This is a genomic window from Flavobacterium ustbae (assembly GCF_003946915.1).
Classification (GTDB): Bacteria; Bacteroidota; Bacteroidia; order Flavobacteriales; family Flavobacteriaceae; genus Flavobacterium; species Flavobacterium ustbae.
This window is the reverse complement of record NZ_RPOC01000010.1, coordinates 1-15655: the sequence shown is the minus strand read 5'-3', so window position 1 is coordinate 15655 and position 15655 is coordinate 1. Positions and strand designations below refer to the sequence as shown.

General features: G+C 35.6%; 13 protein-coding genes. 3 read left to right on the top strand and 10 right to left on the bottom strand.

The window, feature by feature from the left end; translation table 11 throughout:
- The first annotated feature begins 14 nt into the window (after positions 1-14).
- The gene (locus tag EG814_RS13505) at positions 15-464 is read left to right on the top strand and encodes a GNAT family N-acetyltransferase (protein WP_125722440.1); all 450 of its coding nucleotides are present in this window, start codon (positions 15-17) and stop codon (positions 462-464) included.
- A gap of 75 nt (positions 465-539) precedes the next feature.
- Here EG814_RS13505 and EG814_RS13500 read toward each other — a convergent pair whose 3' ends face one another.
- The 9 genes from EG814_RS13500 to EG814_RS13460 form a co-directional block, all read right to left on the bottom strand.
- On the bottom strand, positions 540-2258 hold the full coding sequence (locus EG814_RS13500; protein ID WP_125722439.1) for a sensor histidine kinase: 1719 nt from the start codon (positions 2256-2258) through the stop codon (positions 540-542).
- Between the two features lie 121 nt (positions 2259-2379).
- Entirely contained in the window at positions 2380-3507 is a 1128-nt protein-coding gene (locus EG814_RS13495; RefSeq protein WP_125722564.1) for a sensor protein KdpD, read from the bottom strand.
- 209 nt (positions 3508-3716) lie between these two features.
- Positions 3717-4793, bottom strand: coding sequence for a porin (locus tag EG814_RS13490; RefSeq protein WP_125722438.1), 1077 nt, complete (start codon positions 4791-4793; stop codon positions 3717-3719).
- Positions 4794-5113: 320 nt separating this feature from the next.
- Positions 5114-5665, bottom strand: a complete 552-nt coding sequence (locus tag EG814_RS13485; RefSeq protein ID WP_125722437.1) for a K(+)-transporting ATPase subunit C — start codon at positions 5663-5665, stop codon at positions 5114-5116.
- A gap of 156 nt (positions 5666-5821) precedes the next feature.
- Positions 5822-7867, bottom strand: a complete 2046-nt coding sequence (gene kdpB / locus EG814_RS13480; RefSeq protein ID WP_125722436.1) for a potassium-transporting ATPase subunit KdpB — start codon at positions 7865-7867, stop codon at positions 5822-5824.
- Between the two features lie 304 nt (positions 7868-8171).
- Positions 8172-9890 (bottom strand): potassium-transporting ATPase subunit KdpA, encoded by a 1719-nt coding sequence (gene kdpA / locus EG814_RS13475; RefSeq protein ID WP_125722435.1) that lies wholly within the window; start codon positions 9888-9890, stop codon positions 8172-8174.
- A 100-nt stretch (positions 9891-9990) separates the two neighbouring features.
- Positions 9991-10068, bottom strand: a complete 78-nt coding sequence (gene kdpF / locus EG814_RS13470; protein ID WP_125722563.1) for a K(+)-transporting ATPase subunit F — start codon at positions 10066-10068, stop codon at positions 9991-9993.
- Positions 10069-10231: 163 nt separating this feature from the next.
- Positions 10232-10513, bottom strand: a complete 282-nt coding sequence (locus EG814_RS13465) for a DUF7674 family protein (protein WP_125722434.1) — start codon at positions 10511-10513, stop codon at positions 10232-10234.
- A gap of 270 nt (positions 10514-10783) precedes the next feature.
- The gene (locus tag EG814_RS13460) at positions 10784-12124 is read right to left on the bottom strand and encodes a sigma-54-dependent transcriptional regulator (RefSeq protein ID WP_164515327.1); all 1341 of its coding nucleotides are present in this window, start codon (positions 12122-12124) and stop codon (positions 10784-10786) included.
- Between the two features lie 169 nt (positions 12125-12293).
- Between EG814_RS13460 and EG814_RS13455 the strand changes: the two genes are divergently transcribed.
- Positions 12294-13502, top strand: a complete 1209-nt coding sequence (locus tag EG814_RS13455) for a polysaccharide deacetylase family protein (RefSeq protein ID WP_125722433.1) — start codon at positions 12294-12296, stop codon at positions 13500-13502.
- 97 nt (positions 13503-13599) lie between these two features.
- Positions 13600-14604, top strand: a complete 1005-nt coding sequence (locus EG814_RS13450; RefSeq protein WP_125722432.1) for an LLM class flavin-dependent oxidoreductase — start codon at positions 13600-13602, stop codon at positions 14602-14604.
- A 775-nt stretch (positions 14605-15379) separates the two neighbouring features.
- On the opposite strand, the gene EG814_RS21095 is transcribed toward EG814_RS13450, so the two are convergent.
- On the bottom strand, positions 15380-15655 hold a 276-nt coding region (locus tag EG814_RS21095; RefSeq protein WP_206430312.1), incomplete at its 5' end, for a hypothetical protein.

Sequence of the window (15655 nt, the reverse complement as noted above, 5' to 3'; positions counted from 1 at the left end):
AAAGCATCTTTTAAATGAACATCCAAAAAGCCAAACCAGAAGACCACATAATCTTAACCGAAATCACCAAAAAATCAAAAGCCTTTTGGGGATATTCGAAAGAACAAATTTTGGCTTGGGATAAACATCTAACAATTACTTCAGCTTATATTCAAAAAAATCCTGTTTTTAATTTAGTCGAAGAAAAACAAATCATCGGTTATTACTCTTATTTAAAAGAAGAAAATAATCAGGTAAAATTGGACAATTTATTTCTTTTGCCAGAATACATCGGAAAAGGATTCGGGACTTTATTAATGAATGATTTTCTACAAAGAATGCGAAATGAAAAATGCCAAAAAATCATTCTTGATTCTGAACCAAATGCAGAACAGTTTTACCAGAAATTAGGATTTAAAAAAGTGGGCGAATTTGAAACGTCAATCAAAAACAGATTTATGCCGATTATGGAGATGAATCTATAATTAAAATGATTTTTTTCCGCCACAAATTCACGAATTATTTAAAATCAAAATTCGTGAATTTGTGGCGGAAAAAATCTAAACCTTTAATGCAAACCAAAACGTACTCCCCAATCCTAAATTACTTTCAACGCCAACCGTTCCGTTTTGGGCTTCAATAAATTCTTTGCTAATCGCCAGACCCAATCCCGTTCCTGTTTTTGGACTTCCCGGAATCTGGAAATATTTATCAAAAACTTTCTCCTTATATCTCGTATCAATTCCTTTTCCGGTGTCGATTACCTGAAAAACGATTTGATTATTTTCTTCTTTTAGTTTGATAAGAATCGTACTTTTTTCTGATGAATACCGAATCGCATTCGATAAATAATTAATCAAAACCCAGCCTGTTTTTTCGCTGTCGGCTTTTACATCTTTTAGGTTTTCGTCGGCATCAATAATCAATTGAATCTGCTTTTGGTCTGCCTGAACTTTTACTGCTTCAACGGCATAATTTGCAATTTGGTACGGATTGCTTTTTTCAATATTTAATTGAATATTTCCGGTTTCCAGTTGTGATAAATTGAGTAATTCGCCCGTAATTTTTAATAACCTTTGACTATCATCTTTTATACTTTCTACCAATTGTTTTTGGTCTTCGTTCATTTCTCCAGTTTTATCATTTTCAAGCAATTGCAAACTCAGTTTTATAGAAGCAATCGGCGTTTTTAATTCGTGTGAAACGGTGGCAATAAAATTAGTTTTAGCAAAATCCAATTCTTTAAAAAGCGTAATATTTCGCAGAATAATTACATCGCCAATATTGATTTCTTTTTCTTCGCCTGTTGGTGTTATCGTGATGTTGAGGATTTCTTTTTCGAAATAACTTTCTTTGGAATTTGCAAAGATTTTTAAAGGTTGTTTCTTCGAATTCCCATCAGTATCTTTTAAAATCAAAGAACGAATTAAATCATTTGTATTAGCTAATTCCGAAGCCGATTTTCCAATTGCATCTTCCGATTTTAGCCCAATAATTTTCAGCGCTTCATCATTAGCAAACAAAACAATTCCGTCATGATCCAGACCAATAATTGGATCATTCATGTTATTGATAAGCGTTTCCAGACGTTTTTTCTCAAAAAGAAGTTTATATACATTACTATCGTGATATTCTTCGAGTTTCTGCGCCATCGTATTAAACGATTTGGCCAGATCTCCAAACTCGCTGTGGCTTGTAAAATGCACACGCTCCGAATAATTTTTATTCGCAATTTCTTTAATACTAAAAGTCAGTTCCTTAATCGGATTGGCAATATTGTTTGGAAGATTAACTAATAAATTAAAAGCGATCAAAAAGCATAAAGTTCCAACGATAGCAATAGATAAATTAGCCGTTTCAGCCGATTGTTTCGCAATGTCACTTTTCTGTTTAATGGCATCAAGATTCAGTTTCATGATCGCAAAAATATCCTGACGAATCTGCGCTTTTAGATTTTCGTCCGAATTATTCTTTTCTAAAAGAGCAAAACTAGCCATCAGTTTTTCTGTTGCCTGTTTTTCGCCTGGCTCGGTAATATTTCGAGTTTGCTTTTGAAGATTTTCCTCAAAATTTCGAATCGTTTCTTTCGAATCTGATTTCATTCCATCCAAAGCAAAAATCATATTTCGCGAATATTCCAACGTATTGTAATTTGATTTCAGAATATTTTCCGTATCCTGTTTAATCAAAAAAACAGAATAAGCGCTCACCAGCGAAAGGATGATTATCATCAAAAATAACAATCCGACACCCAGATTCAATTTGGTTTTAATTCTCATAAAAATATTTTTTTCACCATATAAGTAATATAAGTTCATTTAAAAGGTTGTACGGATAAGCTTTTTAAACTTTAAACACAATCCGCTTACATTTTCTTATATGACTTATATGGTTTAACCTTTAAGACAAAATAACAAGATCGACGTTTGATAAAGACAGTTTATTTAGCAAGCGTCTGAAAATTGTTGTAGACAAAATTACTTTAAATAAATTCAAATGCGGTTTTCCGATGCAGACAGTTGTGATTTGTTTTTCTTCGACGGTTTTTAAAATCGCATTGGTAATATTTTCATTTTCTACTTTTATAACTTCGGCGCCGAGTTGCACAGCGAGTTTAAAGTTATTAATTAAATGCCGTTGTTTATCGAGAGCAATTCTTGTAGTGCTTTCTTTTGGAGTTTCAACGTATAAAACATACCAGATTCCGTTGTAATAACTCGCCAGACGCGCCGCTTTTCGAATCACAATTTTGGCTGTTTTATCATTACTGCTAATACAAGCCAATAATTTTTCATGTCGTAAAGCATGCAGATTCGGAACTTCATTTTCGACCTTCCGAACGACCTGACTCGCTACTTCCTTTAAAGCCAATTCGCGCAATTGCAGAATCTGTTCCGATTTAAAGAAGTTTGCCAAAGCGGTTTGAATTTTATCTGGCGTGTAAATTTTTCCTTCTTTCAAACGCGCAATCAAATCTTCAGAAGTCAAGTCGATGTTTACGACTTCATCTGCCAGACGCAAAACATTATCTGGAATTCTCTCCTGAACATCAATTCCTGTAATGCGTTTTACGTCTTCGTTTAGACTTTCAATATGCTGAATATTAACCGCCGAAATGACGTTAATTCCCGCTTCGAGAATTTCCAGAACATCCTGCCAGCGTTTTTCGTTTTTGCTTCCCTCGACGTTGGTATGCGCCAATTCGTCTACAATCACAACTTCTGGACGTAAATTTATAATTGCCTGAACATCGAGTTCTTCGAGTTGTTTACCTTTATAAAAAATGGTTCGCCTCGGAATAAGAGGCAAACCAGTTAATAATTCATGTGTTTCTTTCCGATTATGCGTTTCGATATAACCGATTTTCACATCGATTCCGTTTCGCAACAACGAATGCGCTTCCTGAAGCATACGGAAAGTCTTACCCACACCGGCACTCATCCCGATGTAGATTTTAAATTTTCCTTTCCGTGATTTCTGAATCAAATCCAGAAAGTGCTGTGCATTATTTTCTTTTTCCTCTTTCATAGGTTTTTGCCACGAAGGCGCTAAGACACTAAGATTTATTTTAAAATCAGCTAAATCTGCCAAATCTGCGGGAGAAAAAATCTCGCAAAGTCCAGGACGTAGAGTTTTTTTCACGCAGATTTAAAAAGATTTAAGCAGATAACGCAGATTATTAAATAAAAATCAAACTAAATCTGCTAAAATCTGTGGAATCTGCGTGAAATAATTTTTTAAAAACTAATAGCCAACGAAGTCGTTACAAACGTATTTGTATCCGTTGGGAGATTGTTTTTTGTGAAAATTTCATCTTTGCTTGACAAATTTCTCGCTTCAATTCTAAACATAACATTATCAGTAACTAAGTAATCAAAGTTAGCCGAAAATCCGTAAGTTTTAAAACCGTTTGGAGTTTCTGTTGCGATAATTACACCTTTTTCGTCACTGTAATATTCACCACGCGCCGCAAGCTGAATCTTATCTGTCGGTTTGTATTGCAGAATCAAAACTGGCGAAAACCAAACATCATATTTCTCACTTCCTTTTACCGATTGTTGCGAACCCACATCAAAACCAGCTGTTATATTTGTTTTCTCAGACACTTTAAACTGTCCGTAGAAATTATTAAAATAACGCCATTTTTTGTCGATATCAGGCTGTTCGTTTCCTGCATACGTACTCCAGTTTAAAGTCACATTGTCCGAAGGTTTATACGTAACTTGCGTTCCAAAAGCCGGAGTTTGATTTCCTTCAATTTTCTGGATTCTCTGCCAGCCGTTTAAATACATTCCTGCCAAATACCATTTTCCGGATTCAGACGTATAGCCAATTTTAACTCCCGCTTCATAATACGGAGAATTTTCAGCCAGAATGCTTCTCGTTAGATTCTGGCAGTCTTTCCCGATCGCGCTTTCAAAACCAATGTGCGAAGGCATAATTCCAGCATCAATCCATAAATTATGGTTTCGGGAAATTTTCACACCAACATTGGCTTCATACACATTTTGCAGTAAATCCTGTTCAGCCGACATGTTATATTGCGCGTAAGTTCCCGCCATAAGAGCAAAATTCCCTCGGATATTTTCTTTAGAATAATTCACTTTTGCCATTCCCATATTCAGGTTCACTTCATTACTTTTATTATAACTGTAAAAAAATCCTGGGCGCGTATGATCTTCAGGTTTTCCGAAATCATAACTGTAATAAACATCAACATATCCCGAAAAAGTAAACGGACTTTTAGGCTCTTCTTGTGCATGTAAATTGCTAAAACCAAAAGCGATTAAAGCGGTAAGTATTATTTTTTTCATTTGTATTTGTGGTATTTAAACCGATTTAGGGTAATTAAATTAGTAGTAGATTTTTTAGGAGCTAATCCCGCTATCCGCTACAATCTTTTCCTGGCTAAAGAAGCCAGAAAAAGAATTTTCGCTTCTATCGGGGCTAGGAGATTTGGGGTAAAAAGGCGTTTTCTTTCCTGCAATCCCGAGACTTCGGGACAAAACCTTGTAGGTATTAGTTTTAAAGTTTCTGTTTGTCATTTCGACTGAAAGGAGAAATCGCACAAAATCGCTGAATAGTTTTGTCAAACCCGACAGGTTTTAAAAAACCTGTCAGGTTTAAAATCTTATTATTTCAATCCATCAAGGGCAATATTCAATTCCAAAACATTCACACTTTCTGGGCCAACAACAGCCGTATTAATTTTAGATTCTACCAAAGCTTTGACTTTAGCTTCATCCAATTTTCTTTCTTTAGCAATTCGTTTTACCTGAATCAAAGCACCTTGTGGAGAAACATTTGGATCCAATCCGCTTCCTGAAGCCGTAACCATATCTGATGGAATGTCCGCTTTTTTCAAATACGGATGAACCAATAATAAAGTATCAATTCGTTTTTGAACCAAAGCCAGATATTCGGCATTGCTTGGACCTTTGTTACTTCCTGCACTTCCCGCAGCATTATAATCCACAGCCGAAGGTCTTCCCCAGAAATAATTCGATTTGTCGAACTTCTGTCCGATTTTTTGATAACCAATCACTTTTTCGTTAACCGAAAGTGTTTCGCCTTTTCCTTGATTCGGAGCCAATTGAGCCACTCCATAAATCGATAAAGGATAAATAACCGCAAACAAAACCAAAGTCACTGCGGTAAGTTTTAGTATAGAAAATATATTTTTCATTTTTTTTATTTTTAACGTTCTAAGGTGCTAAGATTCTAAGTTTCTGAGCTTTCTTAACCACCTTAGAAATTTATTATTTTGATTTTTTAATTTGAATAAAAGACTAAATCGATAAGAAAAAAACTTAGAACCTTAGCGACTTAGAACCTTAGGAGCTTACATAAATAGAGCAACCGCTAAATCAATTATTTTTATCCCAATAAAAGGCACAATCAACCCACCTAAACCATAAATCAAAAGATTACGTTTCAGAATCGCACTCGCTCCAATCGGGCGGTATTCAACACCTTTCAGCGCAAGCGGAATTAAGATCGGAATAATAATCGCATTAAAAATTACAGCAGATAAAATCGCACTTTCAGGACTATGCAAATGCATAATATTTAAACCTTGCAAGGCTGGAATCGCGGTAATAAAAAGTGCCGGAACAATCGCAAAATATTTCGCAACGTCATTCGCAATAGAGAAAGTAGTCAACGTTCCTCGTGTCATTAAAAGCTGTTTTCCGATTTCTACAATTTCGATCAATTTTGTTGGATCGTTATCTAAGTCGACCATATTTCCAGCTTCTTTTGCAGCTTGCGTTCCACTGTTCATCGCAACACCAACGTTGGCTTGGGCAAGGGCAGGAGCATCGTTTGTTCCGTCACCCATCATAGCAACGAGACGACCTTCTTCCTGTTCTTTTCGGATATAATTCATTTTATCCTCAGGTTTTGCTTCAGCAATAAAATCATCAACACCTGCTTTTTCAGCAATAAATTTTGCCGTCAGCGGATTATCACCCGTAACCATAACCGTTTTGATTCCCATTCGGCGTAAGCGCTCAAAACGTTCTTTCATTCCAGTTTTGATAATATCCTGTAATTCGATAACACCTTGAACCTGATTGTTTTTTAGGACAACCAAAGGCGTTCCTCCGTTAGAAGAAATAGTGATCACTTGTTGTGCAGTATCTTCAGGAAAAGCATTTCCAGCTCGTTCTGCGATTTTTTTAGCAACATCTTGCGCACCTTTTCGAATATTAGTTCCGTCTTTTAAAATAACGCCAGATGTTCTGGTTTCGGCAGTAAATTTTATAGTTTGTGAGATTTCAGAAGTATTTTGTAAAACACTTGGTTTGCTTTCATTTTTTACCTCTAACATTTCACTCAATTCCAAAATACTTTTCCCTTCAGGAGTATCATCAGCAAGCGAACTCAAAACGGCAGATTTCACAAAATCTTCAAAAGCGATTCCTTTGGTTGGGTAAAAATTAGTTGCTTTTCGGTTTCCAATGGTGATTGTTCCCGTTTTATCCAAAAGCAAAACGTCAATATCTCCAGCAGTTTCAACCGCTTTTCCTGATTTGGTAATTACGTTGGCGCGCAACGCTCTGTCCATTCCCGCAATCCCAATCGCAGAAAGCAAACCTCCAATTGTGGTTGGAATTAAGCAAACAAATAAAGCAATAAAAGCTGCAATGGTAATTGGCGCATTGGCATAATCTGCAAAAGGTTTTAAAGTCACGCAGACAATCACGAAGATCAATGTAAAAGCAGCAAATAAAATAGTCAGAGCAATTTCGTTTGGTGTTTTCTGACGGCTCGCACCTTCAACCAAAGCAATCATTTTGTCTAAGAAACTTTCACCAGGTTCAGAAGTTACCTGTACTTTGATTTTATCAGACAAAACTTTTGTTCCGCCCGTAACAGAAGATTTATCTCCGCCAGCTTCTCTAATAACTGGAGCACTTTCTCCTGTAATGGCGCTTTCGTCGATAGTTGCTAAACCTTCAATAATTTCACCATCAGTTGCAATAACATCTCCAGCAACGCAGACAAAAATGTCTCCTTTTTTTAATTGTGACGACGAGATCGTTTGTCCGTTTTCTAATTTTGCAGGCGTTTCTTCACGGGTTTTTCTTAAGCTGTCGGCTTGTGCTTTTCCGCGGGCTTCGGCAATAGCTTCGGCGAAATTGGCGAACAAAAGTGTAGCCAGTAATATTAAGAATATAATTAAGTTGTAAATAAAACTTCCCTGATCGTTGGCACCCATTAAGATCGAAATGCAAACCACAAACATAATTGCAGTTCCGATTTCTACTGTAAACATTACCGGATTTTTAATCATCATTTTTGGATTCAGCTTCACAAAAGATTGCCATAAAGCCTCTTTTACCTGCTGACTTTCAAACAATGATGTGGATTTATTAGTTGTCATTTTCTTGTAAAAAGTTAAATGTTATTTGTTAAATGTTATGAGTTGATTTTAAACACATAGACATAGATTTTTTTATTGATTTTGATGTTAAACATAGCCCACGGTTTCAACCGTGGGTACGCAATGTATTTTCTCAATCTGTGTCCCCACGGTTGAAACCGTGGGTTATGTTTGAAAAACATTTCGTGAATGTTTATATTCATCCCGAAGTCTCGGGGCTATGTGTGAAAACTAGTTTTTTCTAATTCCTTTTTTTGGATATTGAATTCCTATGTTTCTATGTGTTTAAAAAATATCAGCATTATTAAAGAGTAAAATATTCAGCCAATGGCCCAAGCGCCAAAGCAGGAAAGAAGGAAAGTGCAGCAATAATCGCAATAACAGCAAAAATCATGATTCCGAAAATTGAAGTATCCGTTTTTAAAGTTCCTGCACTTTCCGGAATGTATTTTTTATTGGCCAATAAACCTGCGATTGCCAAAGGCCCAATAATTGGAATGAAACGAGCTAACAATAAAACAATTCCTGTAGAGATATTCCAAAACGGATTATTATCACCTAAACCTTCAAACCCAGAACCGTTGTTGGCGGCGCTCGAAGTATATTCATATAACATTTCAGAGAAACCGTGATTTCCCGGATTGTTCAGCCAGCCAGTTGCATTTCCGCTAAACCAATACCCCATTGCAGTATCGTTTGCAGCAAGATAAGATGCTAGAGCAGTTCCTGATAAAATCAATAACGGATGAAGAATAGCGATAAAAGCAGCAATTTTAACTTCCCGAGCTTCAATTTTCTTTCCTAAAAATTCAGGAGTTCGACCAACCATTAAACCTGAAATAAATACAGCCAAAATAATAAAGATGTAAAAGTTGAGGTACCCCACACCACATCCGCCATAAAAGGCATTGACCATCATAGCTAATAACTGCATAGCTCCAGAGATAGGCATCGAACTATCGTGCATGCTGTTTACAGAACCTGTTGAAATTACCGTTGTAGCAATACTCCAAAATCCTGAAATAGCAGGGCCAAATCGGACTTCTTTTCCTTCCATTGCTCCGGTTGTCTGAGCAATTCCCATTTTTTCGATGGCAGGATTTCCATTTAATTCGCTTGAAATTGTTGGAATTACGAGAAGTAAAAAACCAATTGTCATTACACCAAAAACGATGTAAGAGAATTTTCTTTTGTTCAAGAAAAATCCAAGTGCGAAAATCATTGCAAACGGAACAATAAGTTGTGCCCAAAGTTCAACCGCATTGGTGAAATAAGTCGGATTTTCTAAAGGATGCGCAGAGTTGGCTCCGAAGAATCCACCGCCGTTTGTACCAATATGTTTAATTCCAATGAAAGCCGCGGCAGGTCCGCGTGAAACTTCTACCTGGTCGCCTTGTAAAGAGGTAATCGCATCTTTTCCTTCAAAAGTCATAGGCGTTCCGCTGAAAACCAAAACAATTGCTACAATTGCAGAAAGCGGTAATAATATACGGGTACAGCTTTTTACGAAATAGTTATAAAAATTCCCCAGTTTTTCTGTGGTTTTTTCGCGCATAGCGGTAAAAACCATTGCCGCGGCTGCGATTCCGACTCCGGCAGAAACAAACTGCAGAAACATTAAAACCATTTGCGACAAATAAGAAACACCGCTTTCGCCGGAATAATGCTGTAAATCACAATTCACTAAAAATGAAATGGCAGTATTAAAAGCCAAATCTGGCGACATATTAGGATTATTATCCGGATTTAAGAATAACGAACCTTGAAACATCAGCACAAAAAAGCAAAGAAAAAACCAAACCATATTAATGCTTAAAAGTGCTTTAAGATGCTGTTTCCAGTTCATTTCTTCAGCTGGATTGATGCCGCTGATTTTAAAAATAAATTTTTCAAGCGGGTTGAAAATCGGGTCAAGAAGTGTTTTGTCTCCCGTAAAAACTTTAGCAATATATTTCCCAAATGGAATTGCTAAAACAATGGTCAGGATAAAAATTCCGATGACACCTAGTAATTCTGTGTTCATAATTTTATATTTTGTAAGATGTGAGATGTGAATTGTAAAAAGCGAGATGTGATTTGAGAAATGAAGTCATCTAACATTTCGCTTTTGACATTTCACACAATTAAAATTTTTCAGGTTTGATTAGTACATAAACCAAATACAGGAAAACGGCGATGGAAATAATAAATAGTGCAGTCATGATTTAGATTTTTTCAAAAAATTCGACAGATAAGAAACAGATAGCAAAGAGTAAAACTGCAAGCCCAAGCAAAAGAAATGTGACCATGATAATTTTAGATTTAAGATTTTAGATTGTGCTTTTTGACGATTAACCAATTAACCAGTTTAGCGATTAAACTTTTTTAAACTCCTGAAGCATTAACCTGTTTTATGTATTCTGCTTTTAGAGTTTGCGGAAAAAGATGCGAAATATTGCAGTGGCGCATTTCCATAAAAGAAGAAACGGAGAAAACATAGACGTTTGAAATTGCATTTTTGGTTTCTAAGCTTCCGCTAATGAATAGCCGTTCAGCAAGTGCTAAACATTTTTTTGCCCGAACGATATTACCGCTAATAATCGATTTTTTGGTAATCTCAGCAAACCGTTCGGCTTGTTTGTAGATGGTATTTACTTTATTTTTCATGAGAAATGATTTTAAATGTTCTTTCCCGCCTTATGCCAAATTATATTCCGAAAATGATGAGTAATGTGTAAAGCATTGTAAAATAAAAGGTTATTGTTTCGTGCCAAAATTTCGGCATAAAAAAAGCCTATCAAAATGATAAGCTTTTATTGAAATGATATGATTTTAGTGTAGGTGGCTCGTACAAGGTTTCCAAAACCTTGTAGGTATTTGTGATGAGGTCTAAACTTATAATCAAACCTACAAGGTTTTGGAAACCTTGCAGGAACGCTATAAATTATATTCCTCAATTTTTCTATACAAAGTCGCAATTCCAATTTCAAGAAGTCTAGCCGTTTCTGCTTTATTACCTTTCGTATAATTTAAAACTTTCTGAATATGCAGTTTTTCAATACTCTGCATAGAAAAAGCCGACATCGATTTGTTGTTTTTTTCCTGTTGATGCTGCATTTCATACGGAAGAACATCAGAAGTCAAAATGTCACTGTTACTTAAAATAACCGATCTTTCGATAATATTTTTAAGTTCACGGATATTTCCCGGCCATGAATAATTTTCTAATTTCTGAACAAAATCATCCGAAACCGATAACATCTTTTTATTTGTTTTTTCAGAAAACTGTTTCACAAAAAAATTAACCAAAAGCGGAATATCTTTTATTCTTTCACGAAGCGAAGGAAGTTTGATTTCGAAAATATTCAAACGGAAATACAAATCAGAACGAAAACGGTGTGCATCGCTTTCTTCTTTTAAATCACGATTTGTGGCGGCAATTAACCTGAAATTAGATTTTTTTGAAGTCGTATCGCCAACTGGAATATATTCATTGGTTTCCAGAACACGTAATAATTTTGCTTGAAGATCAATCGGCATTTCACCAATTTCATCCAGAAATAAAGTACCGCCGTTTGCTTCTTCAATAAAACCTTTTTTATCTTTTAAAGCTCCAGTAAAAGCACCTTGTTTGTGCCCGAAAAGTTCACTTTCCAAAATTTCCTTGCTAAAAGTACTGCAATTTAAAGCCACAAAAGATTTTCCGACACGATTGCTATTTTCATGAATCGCCTGAGCAAAAACCTCTTTTCCAGTTCCTGTTTCTCCCGTTAATAAAACAGTCGAATCAGTTTTAGCTACTTTTTGTGCCAGATCGATTACTTGCTCAATTCCTTTTGATTTACCTATAATTGTAGTAAACGAATATTTATCGCCAATACGTTTTTCGAGTTGCTGCACTTTTTTTTGCAATTGCACTTTTTCAACCGCTTTGTACAAAAGTGGAATAATCTTGTCATTATCATCGCCTTTTACAATATAATCGAAAGCGCCGTTTTTCATCGCCTGAACACCGTCGGGAATATTTCCGAAAGCGGTTAGGAGAATAACTTCTGTTAAAGGAAAACTACCTTTTATATTTTGTACAAAATCGACACCGTTTCCGTCAGGCAGTTTTACATCACACAAAACCACTTCAATGTCATTTTGTTCTAGTTTTTTAAAACCCGATTTTAAATCTTTGGCTTCAAAAACTTCGAAACCTTCCGATTTTACAATACGTACTAAAAGACTTCTCAGTTTTTCTTCGTCGTCTATAATTAAAATTTTGTGTATCATTTGCAGTTATGCTAAATCAAATTTTGATATTTGATGTACAAATTTAGGTGTAAAACCAGTTCGCTTTTTTAATTCGGTCGAAATTATTTTTAAGAGTATAATCAGTTTTAAAATATTATCTTCAAAAAGAAATGTACTTTTAGTTCGAAAAATGAACCACTAAAAATTTATGTCAAAACAAATTCTCCTTATATTAACTGCTATAATTTTTAGCAGTTTCAATGGTTATTCAAACGGAATAATTGAAAAAGATTCTTCAAAAAGGAAAACTATTTCATTCAAAATAAAATTGAAATCGGCTGATAAAGTAAAAATTTCCATCTCTCCATTAAAATACAACAAACATTTTGCTTATAGTTTTACGCTTGACGATGGTTACAGATCGGCTTATTTGACAGCATTTCCATTATTAAATGGAGGAAAAATTAGTGCTTCAAATAAAAATGGATGGAAAATAGATCAGGGTGGGGACGGAACAACTTCAAAAGGTCTTTTTTATACAGACGGATTGGGGAATAAAATTCCGTTCAAATTAGCATTAGCCATAAACGGAGCATCTTTAAATAATTTGCCTAATCGTGGACATCTTTCTTGGGGTGAAGTTCGTGAAATGTACAATGCAGGTTGGGATATTCTCAATCACAGTTTTCATCACGCCACAAAACACGGCACCAATTATTTGACAGAAGTAACAGATAATACAAAATCGATAAAAGAAAATCTGAACTTCACAATGTCACATTTTGTAGTTCCAGGCGGAGAAGGTGATGAAAAATATTATTTAGAGTACGAAAAAGAGGCACTTCAAAACGGTCATTTTTCGGTGGCTTCATACTATGGAAAAGGGCCAGTTTATAAAGTCAATGAAAAAGTTGATTTAGATAAATTGATTTCTGCCAGAACTTTTGTGCAGAGTTCAAAAGATACAACAAGTTTTAAAACAATGGATAAATATTTAAAAATGATAGATTCTATTGTAAAACAAAAAGATGCAGTTTGGTTTAACGAATTCACACACGGAACTGGAAATACTAATCTTTGGAATCTTAGTATGCGTTTTCCTGATTTTAAATATTATATGACAAAACTTGCCAATAAATATGGAGCAAATGGAAACGATTCAATTTGGATGGCGCCATGGCAGGAAGTCTACGAATACATTTGGCTGAGAGATAGGATTAAAGTTGATTTCGTTCAGAAAGATAAAGAAGTAACGGTAACGATTCAGCTTCCAGAAATTCCTAAAAGTTTTAGAAATCGTGATATTTCATTAAATGTAGAAAATTCGTCAAAATTTGAAGTAGAAACAGATAAAGATGCCAAAATAAAACACAACGGCAAAACAAACCACGATTTGATTATACTTCAATTAAGATAAAGACATTTGTATCTACAAACATTATAATTCTATTAACATTAGAAATAAGAGGCATTCACATAAATGACTTAATTTTGCATTTTAGCCTTATTTATATATGAAAAACCCAATTTCAGTCTCAATATTAGAGCTTGCGATTATCACCCAAGATAGCAACGCAACAGAAACATTTCAAAAAACAAAAGAAATAGCCCAACTTGCCGACAAAATCGGGTACAAAAGAATGTGGCTCGCAGAACACCACAATATGGCACACGTTGCCAGTACAGCAACGGTAGTTTTAATTGGTTATATAGCAAGTCAAACACAAAACATCCGAGTAGGTTCTGGCGGAATCATGCTGCCAAATCATTCACCTTTAGTAGTAGCCGAGCAATTCGGAACACTTGAAACACTTTATCCAAACCGAATCGATTTAGGATTAGGAAGAGCCCCAGGAACAGATCAGCCAACAGCCGAAGCGATTCGAAAAGACTTTTTTGAGCAAGCACAGCGATTTCCGCAGAATGTGAGCAAGCTTCAGGAATACTTTTCAGTAGAAAATGCCACAGGAAAAGTCCGTGCATTTCCAGCCGAAGGTTTAAAAGTGCCAATCTGGATTTTGGGATCAAGTATGGACAGCGCGGCTCTCGCAGCAGCGTACGGACTACCTTATGCATTTGCCGGACACTTTGCGCCAAAATTGATGATTCAGGCATTTGAATTTTATAGAGAAAATTTCCAGCCGTCTGAATTTTTAGATAAACCTAAAACTATGGCTTGTCTCAATGTAATTGCTGCTGATACAAATGAAGAAGCAGAATTGCTTTCTACAAGTTTGTATCAAATGTTTTTAAACTTAATCAGAAATGATCGCAAAGGATTGCAGCCTCCAGTTTCATCATTAGACGATATCATGAATGAAGCAGAACGTTTTCATGTAAACCAAATGACCGCTGGAACCTTTACAGGAAACAAGGAACAGTTAGTTACAGATCTTAAAAAGTTTATCAACTACGCAAGAATCGACGAATTAATGGTAACAAGTCCAATCTTTGATCATCAGGCAAAACTAAAAAGCATCCAAATCACAAAAGAAGTTATAGATGCGATAAATGAATAATATATTAAGGTAGTTTTACACTATATATATAAGAGTAATTATTTACAACTAAACCCGACAGTTTTCCAAACCTGTCGGGTTTCTGTATTATATAGGTGCAGCATTATTCATAACCCCCAATCTTCCGTAGAGACGCACCGCAGTGCGTCTCACGCCACGCATAAAAGAACGGTCCTGTCTGGCTGAGCTCAGCGAAGCCTTTAGGGTTTGGAATTTGGAATTTGGAATTTGGAATTTGGAATTTGGAATTTGGAATTTGGAATTTGGAATTTGGAATTTGAAACTTGGAATTTGAAACTTGGAATTTGAAACTTGGAATTTAAATATTAATAGGGAGCTGTTTCCCGCTATCCGCTTCAATCTTTTGTCTGGCTAAAGAAACCAGACAAAAGGATTTCCGCTGCTATCGGGGCTAGGGCAGCTGTTTTCGGAAGAAGCAAATACTGCAAAAAGAACAAAAAAGGCTCGAAAAAAGTCAAAAACCAATAAAAACGACATGCGAAAAGAGCCGAAAACCATCAAAAAAGAAAAAAACGCAGAAAAACCCCACAGCTCAGCAGAAAAAGTTGAATTGTAAAGGATGGGTTATGAGCGCGTTAAGAAAAAGATGGAAAAAATGTAAAATAAAAGCTTGTAAATGTAAATAAAGGTTCTACTTTTGCACCCGCAACAGCGAAAAACGTTCATCAAAATAGTGGCAGGCACTGAATCAAAAGAAAAGCGATTTTCTAAAAAAAAAAGATCCTGAAAAGCTTGCGAGATTTGAAAATGCTTTTTACATTTGCACCCCGCAAAACACTGAAAGTTCCTTGAGAGATTGCTGAGAAAAATAGAAAAGAGAGGCGAAAAAAAAAGTTTCAAAAATTTTTAAATTTTTCTTGCAGGAAACAAAAAGAATCATTAGTTTTGCACCCGCTTTGAGATACAGGCGAAACAGAAAAAAGACACGTTCGTAGACATATTGAATTGACAGCCGTTCTGAAAGAGATTTCAGAACAAAAGAAATAAGAGCAGTAGAGTCGGAAGATTCGAAACGGCCAAAAGAGAAGGC